This is a genomic window from Amycolatopsis sp. cg13, assembly GCF_041346965.1.
In the GTDB taxonomy this organism is placed as follows: domain Bacteria; phylum Actinomycetota; class Actinomycetes; order Mycobacteriales; family Pseudonocardiaceae; genus Amycolatopsis.
In genome coordinates, this window is record NZ_CP166848.1 from 6,362,670 (window position 1) to 6,379,541 (window position 16,872).

The window sequence follows — 16,872 nt, forward strand, 5'->3', positions numbered from 1 at the left end:
TACCTCTCGTCTCCTGTGCCGAGGGCCACCCCGATACTCCCGTTGCTCCCGGCGTCCGGCCGGGCGGGCCTCCTGGAGCGAAAGCCGTGTCACCTCGGTGTCGGTGGTGCTAACCTCGTCCGACGGAGTACGCCATCGGCACGGTAGCCGCCGCAGCGTTCGCCGTGGCGCTCTACGTGCTTCTCAGCGGAGACTCGGTCTCCGCCGCGTTGGCCGGACTGGTGCAAAAAGCCCTGACGGTGGCCACCTGATGGCCAGCCGTCGCCGGGACGGCGGATTCGTCACGGTAGAAGCCGCTCTGTCCTTGGGCGCGCTGACCGCCGTGCTGGCGCTGCTGCTCGCGGGCACCAGCGCAATCGCCGGACACCTCCGATGCCTGGACGCCGCCCGCGAAGCCGCCCGCCTCACCGCGTCCGGGCAACCAGGAGCCGCCGACGCAGTGGTCCAAACCATTGCCCCGCACGGCGCGCACCTCACCATCCACCGCACCGGCGACGGCCTCACCGCCGAAGTAACCACTGACGCATTGGCGGCCCTCCACCTAAGCGCCACCGCCTACGCCATCCTCGAACCAGGCCCGGCCTCATGACCCAAGAAAGCCCGCCCGACGCTGGCGTCGCCACAATCTGGACCGCCCTAGCCGCAGCAACCCTGATCACCCTGACAGTCCTGGTGTGGTGGCTAGCCGCGGCCATCACCGCCCGCCACCGCACCGAAGCCGCCGCCGACCTGGGCGCACTGGCCGCGGCCGCCCACGCCGCCGCCGGACCGACCACCGCCTGCGCCCGCGCCCAGGAAGTCGCGGACCACGAACGCGCCGTGATGACCAGCTGCCGCTGGCACAACCGCGACGCTTACATCGAAGTCCGCGCCACCACCGCCCCAATCCCCGGTCTGCCCGCTCCAACCGCCAAAGCCCGCGCTGGGCCCGTAGACGAACCTCCTTGACCGGCCAACTGCTCCGGGTCGGCCAGGCTGGACATCCGCTGGTCCAGTGGGCACGTCTCCGTAGTCGAGCAACCGCTTGAGGCCTGCTCGAAGTAGGCCGGTGGTCGCTTGGCCTCGGGGCCGCCATCCTCGGCTGGCGGCCCCGAGGTCCTCGGCGCAGGGTCGGCAGGCTCATGCGTGCGCCTCCGGACTGGCGGCGAAACACGCGGCCAGTCCGGCACCTGGCCTGCCAATGCCGTGGCTGGCCGCAGCTATCAGCCGCCGCAGCCTCGAACAAACCCTGGTGCTCAGCCGGGCAGCAAATCCGCCCGAACTCGCCCGATTTGCCGACACCATCCCGCTTGCGCGGCTGCCTCAGCGACCAACCACCAGCCCGCCGACCAGCCGCGCGAACCACCACCGCACCGCCCTCACTCACCCCAGCCGAGAGGAGTTGCAACCTGCCACCCGCCCCCGCGTGCCCCTGTCGCCCTGCCCCGCGCACCGCGGCCAGCGGCGCTCCGGCCACCCGCCGGAACCGCTCATCGGCGGCGAGTCCGGACCGGTGACCAGTCCCCGGATCACCCCGCCCGTCCGGACTTTTCCGGCACTGGCGACGAGTGGCGTACGCCACGAGCAGCGGTCGCTGGCGGACGCCGAACGGTTAAATCCCCAGGTCAGCGCACTGCTAGACCGGATGCATCAGCACGCGTGCGGAATGGCGAGAAAGTGTCGAATCCCGTGGTGGGCCCGTTCTCGCGGGGCCGGCGGCGGGGTCAGCGGCCGGTGATCGGCTCGTTGTTATCGGCCGGACAGTGGGCTACTGGGCGTTCATCGCTCGGTAACGGCCGGTTGTCGCGCGGAGTCTTCCCCGCAATGTGCAACTTGCCGTTTAGTGAGACATGCGCCACCACGGCCCCGACCCGGACGGCGCGAAAACCGGACCTCGAAGGCAGGAAAGCAATGTTGGACGCGAATTGGCCGGACAGCTGGCGGAACGCCTTCCGCATCGAACTGCGTGCGGAGGCGATCGGCCTCGCTTGGCGCGGCTGGCCGGTGCTTCCGGGGGCGACCCCGGAGGAGATCACCGCGGAGGGGGACGACCTGACCTGGCGCCGGCCGGTGCCGGTGCGCGACGACTGGCGTGAGCTGGTCGGCTCGCACGCCCACGAGGTCGCCAGCTGGTTCAGCGACCGCACGCACAGCCTGCTCGTGGCGACCGGCACCGTGCTCGACGCGGTCGAGGTCGACCAGGAGCTGGGCAAGCGCGCCGCGCGGCTGCTGCGGTCGATCGGGCACCCGGCCCCGATCGTCGCGATGCCGAACGGCCGGTGGCTGTTCCTCACCACGCCCGCCGAGCACCTGCCGGCCGAACTCGCCGACGAGATTTCCGTGCAGTGGCACGGCAAGGACAGCTACATCCCGCTGCCGCCGTCGCCGTTCCAGCACGGTGTCGTGCACTGGCGCGTGAAGCCGGAGGTGTGCGGCTGGCAGCTGCCGCCCGCCGCCGAGGTGCAGGACGTGCTGGTCCGCGCCCTCGCCGACGAGCACGCCCCCATGCTGGTCGAGAGCACCGCCGCCTGATCCGGTTCGACCCCGGCAGGCAGCACGCGACAACCGAAGACAGTCTTCACGTTCCACCGTGGCCGCACTGTTCCCCGTGCTGACGCAACGCCCCGAGCACGGCTCCCAGTACGGCCACCGCCCCTGCCTTGTCCAGCGGATCGTTGCCGTTCCCGCACTTCGGCGACTGGACGCAGGACGGGCAGCCCGTCGGGCACTCGCAGGAGACGATCGCCTCCCGCGTAGCGGCCAGCCACGGGACAATCGCGGCATAACCGCGGTCGGCAAACCCCGCACCCCCGGGATGCCCATCGTGCACGAACACCGTCGCCTCCCCGGTGTCCTCGTGCCACGCGGTAGACACCCCGCCGATGTCCCAGCGGTCGCACGTAGCGAACAGCGGTAGCAGGCCGATCGCCGCGTGCTCGGCGGCATGCAGGGCACCGGGGACGCGCGCCGGAAGCAAACCGGCGCCCCCCGGTGCTCTGCCAGCACCCCCGGTCCCCACCGGTCCCACCGCAACACCGATCTCGACCCCGGCACCGGGCCCCCGCCCAGCCGCCGGATCGCCCGAAACTTCGCCGGTTACCCCGACAACCGACGAGGCGCCCCCGGTCCCCACCGGTTCTCCAGCCGCCCGGCTGGCCGCTGCCCCCGCAGCGGACTCGCCGATTCCCGCGGCGGCTGGCTCCGCGTTTCCGGTCCCCACCGGACCGCTGGCCGTTGCCTCCGCAGCGGGCTCGTCGATTCCCGCGGCGGTTGGCTTCGCGTTTCCGGTCCCCACCGGACCGCTGGTCGCCGACGCCGCAGCGGCCCCGGTGATCTTCGCGGCGGTTGGCGACACGCTTCCGGTCCCCACTGGTTCGCCAACCGCACCGCTGATCGATGGTGCCGCAGCGGTCCCGCCGATTCCCGCGGAGTCAGGCGAACTCCCGGTCCTCGCTCGCTCTCCAACTCCCTCGCCGCTCGTTGACCCCGCACCGATTCGGCCGCGCTTCCCGGTGACCGGTGACGTGTCCTCGGGCCCGGCCGATCCGCCACCCGCCGCATCAGCCGCTGACCGGGCAGCGGCTCCGCCGAGATCTCCACCGCTCCGCGAGTCCGCCGCCGAATCCCGGCGAACCCCAGCCGGAGACTCCAGCAGTTCACCCGAAACCGTGTACCAAACCGCTCTCGTGTGGAGGCTCTGTTCCGGCAGGTCGAGCGGCGTGTGGTCCAGCACCTCACCCGACGGTCGCCTCCGCAGATACCCCACCACCTGCGATGTCACCGCCACCTCGCCCAGGCACACGGTCACCCCGCCGTGGCGGCATTGTTCTTCCGTCGACAGCACCGAAATGTCCACGATCTCGCGCGGCGAAGTCGTCCAGTCCGGATCCTCCGCGTGCACCAACGCGAGACCCGTCTCCAAATCCAGCTCATCGACGACATACGACGACCCCTGATGCAAATACACCGCACCGGGGTGCACCGAGTAACAAGCCGAGCCGGGGTCGACGGTGCCCAGCATTCGGCCCGAGTCTGCTTCCACTACCGCGATCTGGTCGCCGCCTGAACCGCGGATGCCGACGTCCGTGTGTGGGCGGTCGCGCGAAGTCCAGTACCAACCGCTGGAACGACGGCGCAGCAGCTTCTCCGCGGCTAGATCCGCCAGCACTGCCCGGGCCGCGTCGCCGCCGAAGGTTTCGAGTTCTGGTTCGGTGAGCGGCAACTCCGCGACCGCACACGCGAGCTGCGGGCCCAGCACGTAAGGGTTCGTCGGGTCCAGCACCGCCGTCTCCACCGGGCGTTCCAGCAACGCGGCCGGATGGTGCACCAGGTAGGTGTCGAGCGGATCGTCTCGCGCGACGAACACCACCAGCGCCTCATCGCCCGAACGGCCAGCGCGGCCGGATTGCTGCCAGAAAGACGCGAGGGTGCCGGGATAGCCCGCCAAAACCACCGCGTCCAGGCCTGCGATGTCGACGCCCAGCTCCAAGGCATTCGTGGTCGCGACGCCTAGCAGGCGACCAGAAAGCAGGGCTTGTTCCAGGGCTCGACGCTCTTCAGGGAGATAGCCGGACCGGTAAGCGGCAACGGTATCCGCCAGCCGAGGGTCCACTTCGGACAGAAGGCGGCGCGCACCGAGCGCGGTCAGCTCGGCACCGCGACGGGAGCGGACGAAAGCCAGCGATCGCGCGCCTTCGACGACCAACTCAGTGAGAATCCGCGCGGTTTCGACGCCAGCCGGGCGGCGGACGGGCGCGCCGTTCTCGCCAGTCAGTTCGTCGAGCAGCGGCGGCTCCCACAGCGCGACCGTGCGCGCCCCGCGCGGAGACGCGTCGTCGGTGACCGCGGAGCACACCACTCCGGTGAGGCGCGTGGCGAAAGAGGCAGGCGAAGCGGTGGTCGCCGAAGCCAGTACGAACACCGGTGAAGCGCCGTAATGCTCCGCTACCCGGCGCAGGCGGCGTAGCAACAGCGCGACGTGCGAGCCGAAGACGCCGCGATAGCTGTGGCATTCGTCGACCACGACGTACCGCAGCCGGCGGAAGAACTGTGTCCATCGGGAGTGCGCCGAGAGGATGCCGCGGTGCAGCATGTCGGGGTTGCTGAATACCCAGTTGGCGTGCGCGCGGACCCAGTCGCGCTCTGTCATCGGGGTGTCGCCGTCGAACGCCGCCGCGCGTACCCCGGCGACGTCCAAAGAGGACACCGCACGCAGCTGATCAGCACCGAGCGCCTTCGTCGGCGAGAGGTACAGCGCGGTCGCCCGGGTGTCCGCGGTCAGCGCGCTGAGCACCGGCAGCTGATACGCCAGCGACTTCCCGGACGCGGTGCCGGTGGACACCACGACGTGCGCGCCCGAATGCGCCAGCGAAGCCGCCTCGGCCTGGTGCCGCCACGGTTTTTCCACTCCGGCCGCGCGGAACGCGGTCACCACCGCCGGCTCCGCCCACTCCGGCCACGGCTCGTGCCGGGCCGCGCGTTCCGGCAGCCGGGACACGTGCGTCACCGGATTCTCGTGCGCCGGGATCCCCGCTGTGACCCGGTCCAGCAGCCTCCGTCCTCGCTCTCCCACCACGTGCCGAAGCTTCGCACAGGGCACCGACAAAACTTGGCCGAGATCGATCCAGTGACCAATCACACAAGGTTACCGAACGTGCTGTGACCGGGACGCATTGCGGACGCGCAGATCACTACCAATACACTCCCTCGATCCACACCCACTGTGGCGAGCGTCATGTGAGACGTGCATTGCTTGCACGGCTAGCGTGTCCTTCGGCACAGATCCCCGCCAGTGCAGGCGCGCCGGGTACGACGGGCCCGCGCTGGCCAGACGGCGTTCCCAGGAGGACGAATGTCCCGGCAGTTCCTCGCGGAGGGCGGCATCACGCTCACCGGGGGTGGCTACACCATCGTCGGTGTGGTCGCCGTGGTCGCCCTTGTCGCACTGGCTATCGGTTACGTGCTGCTCAAGGAGGTGCTGGCCGCGGGCCAGGGCACCGCCAAGATGCAGGACATCGCGAAGGCAGTGCAGGAAGGTGCGGCCGCATACCTGAAGCGGCAGCGCAACACCCTCGCCATCTTCGGCGTGATCGTGTTCCTGCTCCTGTTCGCGCTCCCCGCGGACGACTGGAGCGAACGGATCGGCCGCTCGATCTTCTTCCTCGTCGGGGCGGTGTTCTCGTTCACCATCGGCTACCTCGGCATGTGGCTGGCCACGCAGGCGAACCTGCGGGTGGCGGCCGCGTCGCGCGAGGAAGGCGGCCGCGAGAAGGCGATGCGCGTGGCGTTCCGCACCGGCGGCGTGGTCGGCATGATCACCGTCGGGCTCGGCCTTTTCGGCGCGGCGATCGTGGTGCTCGTCTACACCGGCCAGGCACCGAAGGTGTTGGAGGGCTTCGGTTTCGGCGCGGCGCTGATCGCCATGTTCATGCGTGTCGGCGGCGGCATCTTCACGAAGGCCGCTGACGTCGGCGCCGACCTGGTCGGCAAGGTCGAGCAGGGTATCCCCGAGGACGACCCGCGCAACGCCGCGACGATCGCGGATAACGTCGGCGACAACGTGGGCGACTGCGCGGGCATGGCAGCGGACCTCTTCGAGTCCTACGCGGTGATGCTCGTGGCCGCGCTGATCCTGGGCAGCTCCGCGTTCGGCGCGCACGGCCTGATCTTCCCGCTGATCGTGCCCGCCATCGGCGTGATCACCGCGGTGATCGGCGTCTACATCACGAAGGCGCGCGCGGGCGAGGGCGGCCTGGTCACGATCAACCGCTCGTTCTACATCTCCGCGGTCATTTCCGCGGTGCTGTCGGCGGTCGCCGCGTTCATCTACCTGCCGAGCAGCTTCGCCGACTTCGGCGAGGGCTTCGCGCACAACACCGGCAACCCGGCGGTGATCGCGACGGTCGCGGTGATCATCGGCATCGTGCTCGCCGCGCTGATCCTGCGCATCACCGGCTACTACACCGGCACCGAGCACAAGCCGGTGAAGGACGTCGGCAAGACGTCGGAAACCGGTGCGGCGACGGTGATCCTGTCCGGCATCTCAGTCGGGTTCGAGTCCGCCGTGTACACCGCGCTGGTGATCGCCGCCGCGGTGTTCGGCGCGTTCCTGCTCGGCGGCGGCGTCGCGCTGTTCGCGGTGGCGCTGGCCGGCACCGGCCTGCTGACCACCGTCGGCGTCATCGTCGCGATGGACACCTTCGGCCCGGTTTCGGACAACGCGCAGGGCATCGCCGAGATGTCCGGCGACGTGGACGAGAAGGCCGCGCAGATCCTCACCGAGCTGGACGCGGTCGGCAACACCACCAAGGCCATCACCAAGGGCATCGCGATCGCCACCGCGGTGCTCGCGGCGACCGCGCTGTTCGGGTCCTACTCGGACGCGATCTCGAAGGCTGTCGGCAGCACGGGTTCGTTCGTCGCGAACATCGTCAGCCCGGAGACTCTGGTCGGCGTGATCGTCGGCGCGGCCGTGGTGTTCCTCTTCTCCGGTCTCGCGGTCAACGCGGTTTCGCGTGCCGCGGGTGCGGTGGTGTACGAGGTGCGCCGCCAGTTCCGCGAGATCCCCGGGATCATGGAGGGCACCACGCGGCCCGAGTACGGCAAGGTCGTCGACATCGTCACCCGCGATTCGCTGCGGGAGCTGGCGACGCCGGGTCTGCTGGCCGTTTTCGCGCCGATCGCGGTCGGTTTCGGCCTCGGCACCGGTGCGCTCGCCGGGTATCTGGCCGGCGCGATCGCGACCGGCACGCTGATGGCGATCTTCCTCGCCAACTCCGGTGGCGCGTGGGACAACGCCAAGAAGCTCGTCGAGGACGGCAACCACGGCGGCAAGGGTTCCGACGCGCACGAGGCGACGATCATCGGCGACACCGTCGGCGACCCGTTCAAGGACACCGCCGGTCCCGCGATCAACCCGCTGATCAAGGTCATGAACCTGGTCTCGGTGCTGATCGCGCCCGCGGTGGTCACGCTGACGCTCGGCGGCGGCGCGGACACCACGTGGCGGATCGTGATCGCGGTGGTCGCGGTCGCGGTGATCGTCGCGGCGATCGTCGTGTCCAAGCGGCGCGGCAGTGTCATGGCGGAGACTCCGGCGGAGGCGAAAGCCTGACGCGTTGCTCCATTCGGGCCCGGTACGCCTTGTGCGTGCCGGGCCCGTTCGCGTCCACCACCCGGGGCGAGTTGCGGACTACTGGCGGGTCGGTACCGTGCGGAGGACACGGATTTCGAGGGACAGGAGTGGTGCGAGTGCGGCCGCGGTGGACCGGTTTAGCCGCGCTGGCAACAGGAATCGGCATCGGGCTGACGGGATGCGGGCAACCGCCGCCTGCCGAGCAGGTCTCCTCCGGCGGGCACGCGGAGTCGGCGAGCCAAGCCGATCCGGCCGCGAAATGGGCCGACGGATACTGCGGCGCGGTCACGCATCTGGTTCGGGCGCTGGCGAATCTGCCCTCGATCGACCCGAGTTCCTCGGCCCAGGCGACCCGCACGTCCAGTGATCTCCTGGCTTCGGTCGCCACCGGCATCGACCAGACCATCTCCGGACTGCACCGGGTCGGCCCCGCGCCGCTGCCCGGCGGCGAACCAGCGCGCACGGCTTTGCTCGGCCAGTTCACTTCGGTGCGGCAACAGGCCGACGAGGTGCGCGGGAAACTCGACGCGGCCGCCAATCCCGACGCGGTGAAAGCCGCGCTGGACGACGCGAAGTCGGCTATCGACCAGATTTCCCGGCTCGACGTCCTCAAGGGCTTGGACGCGACGCCAGCCCTGTCCGCGGCGGGCAAGCGCGCGGCGGGCTGTCAGCAATTGGTGGTGCCGCCCGCGCCGCGCTGATCGGGATCGAGCGCCCGCCGCAGGGCGACGGCCCGCTCCGCATCATGATGTTCGACGGCCGCCAGATAGTGCTGAAGCAGCACCTGCCGAGACCGTTCGAGCTCGGTCAAGCTGACCGACGTCGCCCGGCCGTCCCGCAATGTCGCCAGCACCGGCAGCTGGTCGACTTCGCGTCCGTGCCAAGGATTCAAGCCGTGCCGCAGGCATTCCAACGTGATGATCTGGGCGCGAAGGTCGTCGAGCATCAGGACGGCCTGCCACGCTCGCCCGCGGGCGATGGCCGAGCGGGCATGGAGCGCGTACAGCCACGCCATGCCGATCACCTGCTCGCTGCCCGGTTTCGGGGCGCTGGTCGGCTCGTTGGCCTGACCGAAAACAAGCTGGAAGCCGTCCTCGGTGGCGCGGAAGAGATCGTGCGGCCAGAACGACACATCGACCTGGAGCGAGGAGTCGAGGAGGAAGACCCGGTAGCGGACTCCCTCGCGCGAGGTCACGTCGAGAGTGTCGGCGACTCCGAATTTCTCGGCGAGCGATTGAGTCCAGCGTGCGACTACCGCGGCTTCGTTCGCGTTCTCCGCGAGCTGGAGGACGAGATCGATGTCCGACCATCGGTCCTCGGTTCCGCGCGCGGCTGATCCGACCAGCGCCGCACCCGCGATGTCCGCATCTTGCCGAGCCGCGGCGATCAGCTTGTCGCGCACTCGGACGCGTTCGGCGACTTCGAACAATTCCCGCCTCCTCGGTATTTATATACCGGTATTACTGTACCGGCAACACTGTGTGCCCAAGAAAAACCTCGGCGTGACGCTCGCGTTCAATCGAACTTGTGTTCTATCATCGGCGGCGTGGATCGGACGATCTCGCTGTTCTCGGCGGAGGCGACCGGCCCGGGCCTGCCAGACCTGGCCGGGCTGTTGTGCTGCCAAGGGCAGATCACCGGGTTCGGCCGCACGGCGGCGCGGCTGTCGGTGCTGGTCGAGGAGCCGTGGCGGGCTCGGGTGCTGGCGCGGGAATGCCGCAGCCGGGGCGCGGACGCGCAGGTCGCGGTAGCCGAATGCGGCAGTCCGCAGGTGCGCACGTCGTTCCGGGTCGATCTGCTCGGGTTCGCCGAAGAATGGCTGCGGCCGGGGCGCACCGGTCCGGCGGAGGACGATTCGGGCAAGGCGGTACCCGGCGGATTCCGGCTGAGCGGAGCGATGCTGCGGATGTGGGCGCTGGCGGCAGGCCGTCCCGAACCCGGCGGCTACCTGCTGGGTGTCGATCCGCTGGCCCCAGGGACGCACGAGGAGCTGCTGACCGTGCTCGCGTCGCTGGGCGTCCAGGCGCGGCTGCTCGGGCCCAAGGCGGAGCAGCCCGCGGTGCGGGTCACCGGGCGGCGCAAGCTGGCCGGTCTGCTGGAGCTGATCGGCGAACCGCCCGCTGGAGCGGAGTCGGTCTGGCCGGAGCTGCCGCCTGCCGGGGAACGCCGCGAACGGACGTCGGGGGAGCCGCGTCGCGGGGCTCCGGCGGAGAGTCCTTCACAGTATTTACTGGAGGCTGTCGGGTAGCTGCGCAAAAGAAAAAGGTCCCCCATCGCCCAGCGAGGCGACGAGGAACCTTTCCGGTGGGGAAGTCTTACGGTTTCGGCAGAGTGCAGCCCTGCTGGTTGAGGTCGATCTCGTTGGCCGGGGTCAGGCAGGCCGGGATGCCGTAGGTTTCCTGGCCGTACTTGTAGTTCGGCCGCACGGTCGTGTTGCCGGCTTCGTCGACCTCGCACGGGTTGTTCAGCGTGCAGCTCTCGCCGTTGTCGTTGGACGTGTTGTTCACGCCGATGACCTTGCCCGTGTTGCGGTCGACGACCGGCGAACCCGACGTGCCGCCGATGGTCGCGCAGCCCGGCACGTAGCGGATTGAGTCCTTCCAGACCCAGTTGTTCTCGTGCAGTTCGTGCACGAACCCGTCGATCGAGCAGGAGTAGATCTGCTTCCAGTACCCGGACACCACGTCGATCGGCGTGCCCGCCTGCGGATGGCTGTTGACCAGTTCGAGCGGCGGCACGTTGTACTTCTGCTGGATGTCGGCGTAGGTGTCGGACAGCTGGTACAGCGAGATGTCGGTGTCGGTCATCGTCGCGTAGACGACCTTGGTCGCGGTCACGGTGCCCACCGAGCTCTGCCCGTCCGGCGACAGCAGATCGAACGAGCGGTTCGAGGCCTGGCCGACGATCACCTGACCCGGATCGGGCATGCCTTCCTCGAGGCAGTGCCCGTTCGACAGCACCATCGCGGGCGCGTCCATCGGCGTGGCGGCCGGTTTCACGACCGAACCAGAGCAGTTGGACAGCGCCACGGCACCGGTGAACGTGGTGGTCGCCGCGCTTGCTTCGGGGGCGGTGACCAGCGCGAATGTCGCCACGACGGCGGTCGCGGTGCCAACCAGTCGGCGGATCATGGTGGGTTCCTTTCGGCTGGGGGGAGGAATAAGTGAACCGTCGCCGTACTTGGACCCGCCACCGTCTAACGGAGGGTATCGGTGCTATGACCGGTTACCCTGCACGGCACGTGTCCGACATCACGTGCTAGGTGTGGAGGAGAAACATCGCCGAGGTCAGCGGCGATCCGACGGGCAGGGGCCCAGCGGCTCGTCAGGGCACCTCGGCGCTGCGCGGACACCGGGGACGTGCACACTGACAGGTCGAGACGCGGGCGCAGTACCCCTCTGGTGCAGGGGTGAGAGCGCCGCCGCGGCGGCGCGGAGATGAGTGGAGAGCAGGGCAGCGTGGCAGGAACACGGACCAAGAAGAGCGGTACCGGGGGCAACGGTGCCGATCGACGGCGGCTGGTGATCGTCGAGTCGCCAACCAAGGCCCGCAAGATCGCCCCCTATCTCGGCGGCAACTACGTCGTCGAGTCCTCCGTCGGGCACATCCGGGACCTGCCCCGCGGCGCCGCCGACGTCCCCGCGCAGTACAAGGGCGAGTCGTGGGCGCGGCTCGGGGTCGACATCGACAACGACTTCAAGCCGCTGTACATCGTCACCCCGGACAAGAAGTCCAAGGTCACCGAGCTGAAGGGGCTGCTGAAGGACGTCGACGAGCTCTACCTCGCGACGGACCCCGACCGCGAGGGCGAGGCCATCGCGTGGCACCTGCTGGAGACCTTGAAGCCCAAGGTCCCGGTGCGCCGGATGGTCTTCCACGAGGTGACCGAGCAGGCCATCCAGGCGGCCGCCGCGGCCACCCGTGAGCTGGACGCCGACCTCGTCGACGCGCAGGAAACCCGCCGCATCCTCGACCGGCTGTACGGCTACGAGGTCTCGCCGGTGCTGTGGAAGAAGGTCATGCCGAAGCTCTCGGCGGGCCGCGTGCAGTCCGTGGCGACGCGGATCGTCGTGGAGCGCGAGCGCGAGCGGATGCGCTTCACCTCGGCGTCGTACTGGGACATCTCGGCGACCATGGACGCCGGTGCGGACGCTTCGCCGCGTACGTTCCCCTCGCGGCTCGTCGCGGTGGACGGTTCGCGCCTCGCGACGGGTCGCGACTTCGACTCCAACGGTCAGCTCAAGGGCAACGCCGCGGACATCCGCGTGCTCGGCGAGTCCGACGCGCGGGCGCTGGCTCAGGCGTTGAACGAGCGCGACTTCAAGGTCGCGAGCGTCGAAGAGAAGCCGTACACGCGCAAGCCGTACGCGCCGTTCATGACGTCGACGCTGCAGCAGGAGGCGGGCCGCAAGCTGCGCTTCACCTCCGAGCGCACGATGCGCGTCGCGCAGAAGCTGTACGAGAACGGTTACATCACCTATATGCGTACCGACTCCACGACGCTGTCGGAGTCGGCGATCACGGCCGCGCGCAGTCAGGCAACGCAGCTGTACGGCAAGGAGTACGTCTCGCCGTCGCCGCGCCAGTACACGCGCAAGGTGAAGAACGCGCAGGAAGCACACGAGGCGATCCGGCCGTCGGGCGAGGTCTTCCGTACGCCGGGTCAGGTCGCGAAAGAGCTGGACACCGACGAGTTCCGGCTCTACGAGATGATCTGGCAGCGCACCATCGCGTCGCAGATGGCGGACGCGAAGGGCACCACGATGTCGGTGCGCATCGTCGGCACCGCCGCGACCGGCGAGGAGTGCACCTTCGCCTCTTCGGGCCGCACGATCACCTTCGCGGGCTTCCTGAAGGCGTACGTCGAGGCAGTCGACAGCGAGGCCGGCGGCGAGGCCGACGACAAGCAGAGCCGGCTTCCGGTGCTGGTCAAGGACCAGGGCCTGACCGCGCCCGAGCTGTCCGCGGACGGCCACTCCACGTCGCCGCCCGCGCGCTACTCCGAGCCGAGCCTGGTCAGCAAGCTGGAAGAACTGGGCATCGGCCGCCCGTCGACGTACGCGTCGATCATCAAGACCATCCAGGACCGCGGCTACGTCTGGAAGAAGGGCTCCGCGCTCGTCCCGTCGTGGGTCGCGTTCGCGGTGATCGGCTTGCTGGAGCGGCACTTCGAACGGCTGGTGGACTACAACTTCACCGCCGGTCTCGAGGACGAGCTGGACCGCATCGCCAGCGGTGACGAGCACCGCGTCGAATGGCTGTCGAAGTTCTACTTCGGCGGCGACTTCGGCGTCGAGGGTTCGGTCGGCCGCCTCGGCGGGCTGAAGAAGCTGGTCGACGGCAGTGTCGAGGGCATCGACGCGCGCGAGATCAACTCGATTCCGATGTTCAGTGACGCCGAGGGCCACCAGGTCGTGGTGCGCGTCGGCCGGTACGGGCCGTATCTGGAGCGCGAGGTCAACGGCGAGTCGCAGCGCGCGAACCTGCCTGAAGACCTGCCGCCGGACGAGCTGACCGCGGAGATCGCGGAAAAGCTCTTCGCGACGCCGCAGGAAGGCCGCGTGCTGGGCACCGACCCGGTCAGCGGGCACGAGATCGTGGCGAAGGAAGGCCGCTTCGGCCCGTACGTCACCGAGCTGCTGCCTGAGCCGGAGCTGCCCGAGGACGCCACCGCGGCGCAGAAGAAGGCCGCGAAGGCGAAGCTGCCGAAGCCGCGTACGGGCTCGCTGTTCAAGTCGATGTCGATCGAGACGATCACGCTCGACGACGCGCTGAAGCTGCTGTCGCTGCCGCGCGTCGTGGGCAAGGACCCGGAGTCGGGCGACGAGATCACCGCGCAGAACGGGCGTTACGGGCCGTACCTGAAGAAAGGCACGGACTCGCGGTCGATCCAGACCGAGGACCAGCTGTTCTCGATCACGCTGGAAGAGGCGCTGAAGATCTATTCGGAGCCGAAGCAGCGCGGCCGGTCGGCCACCGCGCGTCCGCCGCTGAAGGAACTCGGCGACGACCCGGTGTCAGGCAAGCCGATGGTGGTCAAGGACGGCCGCTTCGGTCCGTACGTGACCGACGGCGAGTACAACGCGACGCTGCGAAAGTCCGACAGCATCGAGGAGCTCACCGCCGAGCGCGGGGCTGAACTGCTGGCGGAGAAGCGCGCGAAGGGTCCGGCTCCGAAGAAGCGGACCACGACGCGCAAGGCGCCGGCGAAGTCCGCCACGGCCAAGTCGACCACGACCAAGTCCGCGGCGGCGAAGTCGACGACTGCGAAGAAGGCTCCGGCCAAGCGGAGCAGTACGGCGACGAAGTCGAAGTAACGAGGATCCGAAGGGCCACCTGGAAAACTCCGGGTGGCCCTTTCTCGTGTCAGGGGGACGGATGGGGGAGACACAGCGCGCTCGCGCCGCGGTTTCCGTGGTTTTCGCGGTGTGTGGTGCGGCATTCGCTTCGTGGGCGGCTCGAGTGCCCGCGGTGCAAGCGAAACTCGGCCTCAGTGCCGGAGAACTCGGGATCGGGCTGTTCGGACTCGCCGCCGGTTCGGTCGTCGCGTTGCTTGCCGCAGGACCGTTGATCACGAAAATCGGCAGCCGGCGCGGGGTGCTGTGCGGGGCCGCGGTGTTGTGCGGAGGACTGCCGCTCGTCGCCTTCGCGCCGGACCTGCCGTTGTTCGTCGCGGCGCTCGTGGTGCTCGGGGTCGGCAACAGCCTGCTGGACGTCTCGATGAACGCGCACGCCGCACGCGTCGAAGAGGCTTACGATCGGCCGATTTTCGCTGGATTCCACGCTTTCTGGAACATCGGCGGGCTGGCTGGCTCGGGCGTCGCGGCGCTGATGGAGATCTGGCGGGTGCCGATCGAAGTGCACTTCACCGCTGCTGGCGTGGTGCTGCTGGTGCTCGCGATTTTCGCTGCTTCGCAGTTCTTGCCGGGTGCTGATCGCGGACAGGGCGAGGCGGCGTTTGCCTTGCCCAGCAAGGCATTGATCCCGTTAGGCGTGATCGCGTTCTGCGGTTTTGTCGCGGAAGGCACGGTGAACGACTGGAGCGCGGTCTACCTCCGGGAGGTCACCACAGCGAGCGCGGCTGTCGCGTCGCTGGGCTACTTCGCGTTCTCGATCACGATGATCGCGGTGCGCACGGTGGCGGACCGGGTCGTCGAGCGCGTTGGCGGGGTGCTGTTCATGCGAGTCGCGACGGCCGTGACGGTCGCCGGATTCGTGCTGGTGGTCGCGATTCCGGTGCCAATGGTCGCGGTGGTCGGATTCGCCGTGGTCGGGCTCGGGGTGTCCGGGATCGTGCCGCTCGCGTGGAGCGCGGCCGGACGCAAACAGCCGGACGCGCCTGGCCGGGCGATCGCGGCCGTCGCGGCGTGCGGGTATCTCGGGTTCCTGGCCGGTCCGGTGCTGGTCAGCGGCCTGAGCGGCGGGATCGGCCTGCACTGGGCGCTCGCCGTGGTCGGCGCTCTCGTGGTGACGGTCGGGTTCCTCGCCCCGACGATGCGGGTCGGCGATCCGGTTTCGCGACGTTGACCGACCGCTCGGCGCACGGATGGGTTGACTCGAACAAAAGTTCGAGAAATTGTCGGTACCAGGGTGTTCAATGACGGGGTGAGCAGTTCAGCACCCGTCGTCTTCGACGTCATCGACGAGGTCATCGGACCGCTGCGGGCCGAGATGCCGCAGCGGCCTTCGGTGATGGAGTTCTACGACCCGCATTTCGAGGTGCCGCCCGTGCTGGCAGAGGAGGAGCCCGCCGGAGCGGCTTCGGGACTGAGCCTCGCCGAGGAGGTCCGGCAGTCGTTCGGGCCGATGCTCGGCGCCGGGCTGGCCGAGGAGGTGGAGCAGTACACGCGGTTCGTCGCGGGGATGGCCGCGCTCGGGCTCGCCACCGACGGCGAGGTGACCGCCGAGGCGGTCGAGTTGTACCGAGTGCTGCGCGGAGGGTTCATCCGGGGAGTGGTCACCGGAGTGTTCCCGGCGAGCGAGGAGCCGTGGGAGGTGCGGTTCTTCGGCGACGAGGACTTCACCACCGTGATGAGCAAACTGGGCCGCCGGGCGCGGCTGCGGTCCGGAATGCTGAGCGCACTGCCGGGGTGGGTGTTCGACGGCCTGCCGGACCGGCCGCCTGGTCCTGGCCCTGCGGTGCGGATTGAGACGGATGACAGCGGTCTGATTCCGCGGGCGGCTTGGGGGGACTTGGACGTCATCCGGGCCGCCGTTGCCCGGCCTCGGCAGGGGACGGTGCTGGTGGATTTGGCTGTGCGGGATGCGGTGCTGGCGGAGTATCCGCACGGGGCGTTCGGGCTGGTGGACAACGACCAGGGGAGGTATCAGTTCCGCGCCGCGCCCAAGGGGGGTGGTGGATGGGTGGTGACGTGGTCACCGGCTACTCGGGGGACTGCGGAGGCTTGGATCGTGGAGGCGGTGCGGAGTTGTATTTGACGGGGGTGGGTTAGCCGGGGCTGGGGGTGGCCGGGTTGGGGTTGGTGTGGCTGGGTTGGCCGTGGCCGTGGCCGTGGCCGTGGCCGTGGCCGTGGCCGTGGCCTTGGCGTGGCTGGGGTGGGTGTGGTTGGCCGTGGCTGGGTTAGCGGGGGTTGGGTTGGCCGGGGCTGGGTAAGCGGGGGTTGGGTTGGCCTGGGTTAGGTTGGCCTGGGTTGGGGTTGGCGTGGCTGAGTTGGCCGAGGTTGGGGTTGACGTGGCTGGGTTAGTCGGGGCTGGGTTTGCGGGTCTGCTCGGCAAACTGTGTTTTTGGCGTCGGCTCC

The 16,872-nt window shown here is 69.2% G+C and carries 13 protein-coding genes; 10 read left to right on the forward strand and 3 right to left on the reverse strand.

Going from position 1 to position 16,872, the window contains the following annotated elements; all coding sequences use genetic code 11:
- Positions 1-134 precede the first annotated feature (134 nt).
- The 4 genes from AB5I40_RS29695 (at position 135) to AB5I40_RS29710 (ending at position 2,511) form a co-directional block, all read left to right on the forward strand.
- Complete coding sequence (locus tag AB5I40_RS29695; protein ID WP_370940635.1) at positions 135-251, forward strand: DUF4244 domain-containing protein; 117 nt, start codon at positions 135-137, stop codon at positions 249-251.
- Entirely contained in the window at positions 251-589 is a 339-nt protein-coding gene (locus tag AB5I40_RS29700) for a TadE family type IV pilus minor pilin (RefSeq protein WP_370933560.1), read from the forward strand. The genes AB5I40_RS29695 and AB5I40_RS29700 overlap by 1 nt, the downstream gene beginning before the upstream one ends.
- On the forward strand, positions 586-948 hold the full coding sequence (locus AB5I40_RS29705; RefSeq protein ID WP_370933562.1) for an Rv3654c family TadE-like protein: 363 nt from the start codon (positions 586-588) through the stop codon (positions 946-948). The genes AB5I40_RS29700 and AB5I40_RS29705 overlap by 4 nt, the downstream gene beginning before the upstream one ends.
- 942 nt (positions 949-1,890) lie before the next feature.
- The gene (locus AB5I40_RS29710; RefSeq protein ID WP_370933564.1) at positions 1,891-2,511 is read left to right on the forward strand and encodes a bifunctional DNA primase/polymerase; all 621 of its coding nucleotides are present in this window, start codon (positions 1,891-1,893) and stop codon (positions 2,509-2,511) included.
- A 46-nt stretch (positions 2,512-2,557) separates the two neighbouring features.
- Here the strand turns inward: AB5I40_RS29710 and AB5I40_RS29715 are convergent, their stop codons facing one another.
- Positions 2,558-5,554 (reverse strand): DEAD/DEAH box helicase, encoded by a 2,997-nt coding sequence (locus AB5I40_RS29715; RefSeq protein WP_370933566.1) that lies wholly within the window; start codon positions 5,552-5,554, stop codon positions 2,558-2,560.
- Between the two features lie 276 nt (positions 5,555-5,830).
- On the opposite strand from AB5I40_RS29715, the gene AB5I40_RS29720 reads away from it, so the two are divergent.
- Positions 5,831-8,092 (forward strand): sodium-translocating pyrophosphatase, encoded by a 2,262-nt coding sequence (locus AB5I40_RS29720; protein ID WP_370933568.1) that lies wholly within the window; start codon positions 5,831-5,833, stop codon positions 8,090-8,092.
- A gap of 131 nt (positions 8,093-8,223) precedes the next feature.
- Entirely contained in the window at positions 8,224-8,814 is a 591-nt protein-coding gene (locus AB5I40_RS29725) for a hypothetical protein (RefSeq protein WP_370933569.1), read from the forward strand.
- Here AB5I40_RS29725 and AB5I40_RS29730 read toward each other — a convergent pair.
- On the reverse strand, positions 8,781-9,542 hold the full coding sequence (locus tag AB5I40_RS29730; protein ID WP_370933571.1) for a nucleotidyltransferase domain-containing protein: 762 nt from the start codon (positions 9,540-9,542) through the stop codon (positions 8,781-8,783). The two genes, AB5I40_RS29725 and AB5I40_RS29730, sit on opposite strands and share 34 nt — an antisense overlap.
- Before the next feature lie 117 nt (positions 9,543-9,659).
- Between AB5I40_RS29730 and AB5I40_RS29735 the strand changes: the two genes are divergently transcribed.
- Positions 9,660-10,361 (forward strand): hypothetical protein, encoded by a 702-nt coding sequence (locus AB5I40_RS29735; protein WP_370933573.1) that lies wholly within the window; start codon positions 9,660-9,662, stop codon positions 10,359-10,361.
- Positions 10,362-10,428: 67 nt separating this feature from the next.
- Here the strand turns inward: AB5I40_RS29735 and AB5I40_RS29740 are convergent, their stop codons facing one another.
- Positions 10,429-11,244: a serine protease gene (locus AB5I40_RS29740; protein ID WP_370933574.1), complete on the reverse strand. Its 816-nt coding sequence runs from the start codon at positions 11,242-11,244 to the stop codon at positions 10,429-10,431.
- Between the two features lie 306 nt (positions 11,245-11,550).
- Between AB5I40_RS29740 and topA the strand changes: the two genes are divergently transcribed.
- The 3 genes from topA to AB5I40_RS29755 all read left to right on the forward strand — a co-directional run bounded on the left by topA (position 11,551) and on the right by AB5I40_RS29755 (position 16,552).
- Entirely contained in the window at positions 11,551-14,430 is a 2,880-nt protein-coding gene (gene topA / locus AB5I40_RS29745; RefSeq protein ID WP_370933576.1) for a type I DNA topoisomerase, read from the forward strand.
- Between the two features lie 61 nt (positions 14,431-14,491).
- Positions 14,492-15,640, forward strand: coding sequence for an MFS transporter (locus tag AB5I40_RS29750; protein ID WP_370933578.1), 1,149 nt, complete (start codon positions 14,492-14,494; stop codon positions 15,638-15,640).
- A 63-nt stretch (positions 15,641-15,703) separates the two neighbouring features.
- The gene (locus tag AB5I40_RS29755; RefSeq protein WP_354748312.1) at positions 15,704-16,552 is read left to right on the forward strand and encodes an ESX secretion-associated protein EspG; all 849 of its coding nucleotides are present in this window, start codon (positions 15,704-15,706) and stop codon (positions 16,550-16,552) included.
- The last annotated feature ends 320 nt before the right edge of the window (positions 16,553-16,872 follow it).

What these genes read in the sequence shown, in the direction of transcription:
- AB5I40_RS29700 (WP_370933560.1), top strand. Translation starts at nt 251, where the DNA reads ATGGCCAGCCGTCGCCGGGACGGCGGATTCGTCACGGTAGAAGCCGCT.
- AB5I40_RS29710 (WP_370933564.1), top strand. Translation starts at nt 1,891, where the DNA reads ATGTTGGACGCGAATTGGCCGGACAGCTGGCGGAACGCCTTCCGCATC.
- AB5I40_RS29740 (WP_370933574.1), bottom strand. Translation starts at nt 11,244, where the DNA reads ATGATCCGCCGACTGGTTGGCACCGCGACCGCCGTCGTGGCGACATTC.
- AB5I40_RS29720 (WP_370933568.1), top strand. Translation starts at nt 5,831, where the DNA reads ATGTCCCGGCAGTTCCTCGCGGAGGGCGGCATCACGCTCACCGGGGGT.
- AB5I40_RS29705 (WP_370933562.1), top strand. Translation starts at nt 586, where the DNA reads ATGACCCAAGAAAGCCCGCCCGACGCTGGCGTCGCCACAATCTGGACC.
- topA (WP_370933576.1), top strand. Translation starts at nt 11,551, where the DNA reads ATGAGTGGAGAGCAGGGCAGCGTGGCAGGAACACGGACCAAGAAGAGC.
- AB5I40_RS29750 (WP_370933578.1), top strand. Translation starts at nt 14,492, where the DNA reads ATGGGGGAGACACAGCGCGCTCGCGCCGCGGTTTCCGTGGTTTTCGCG.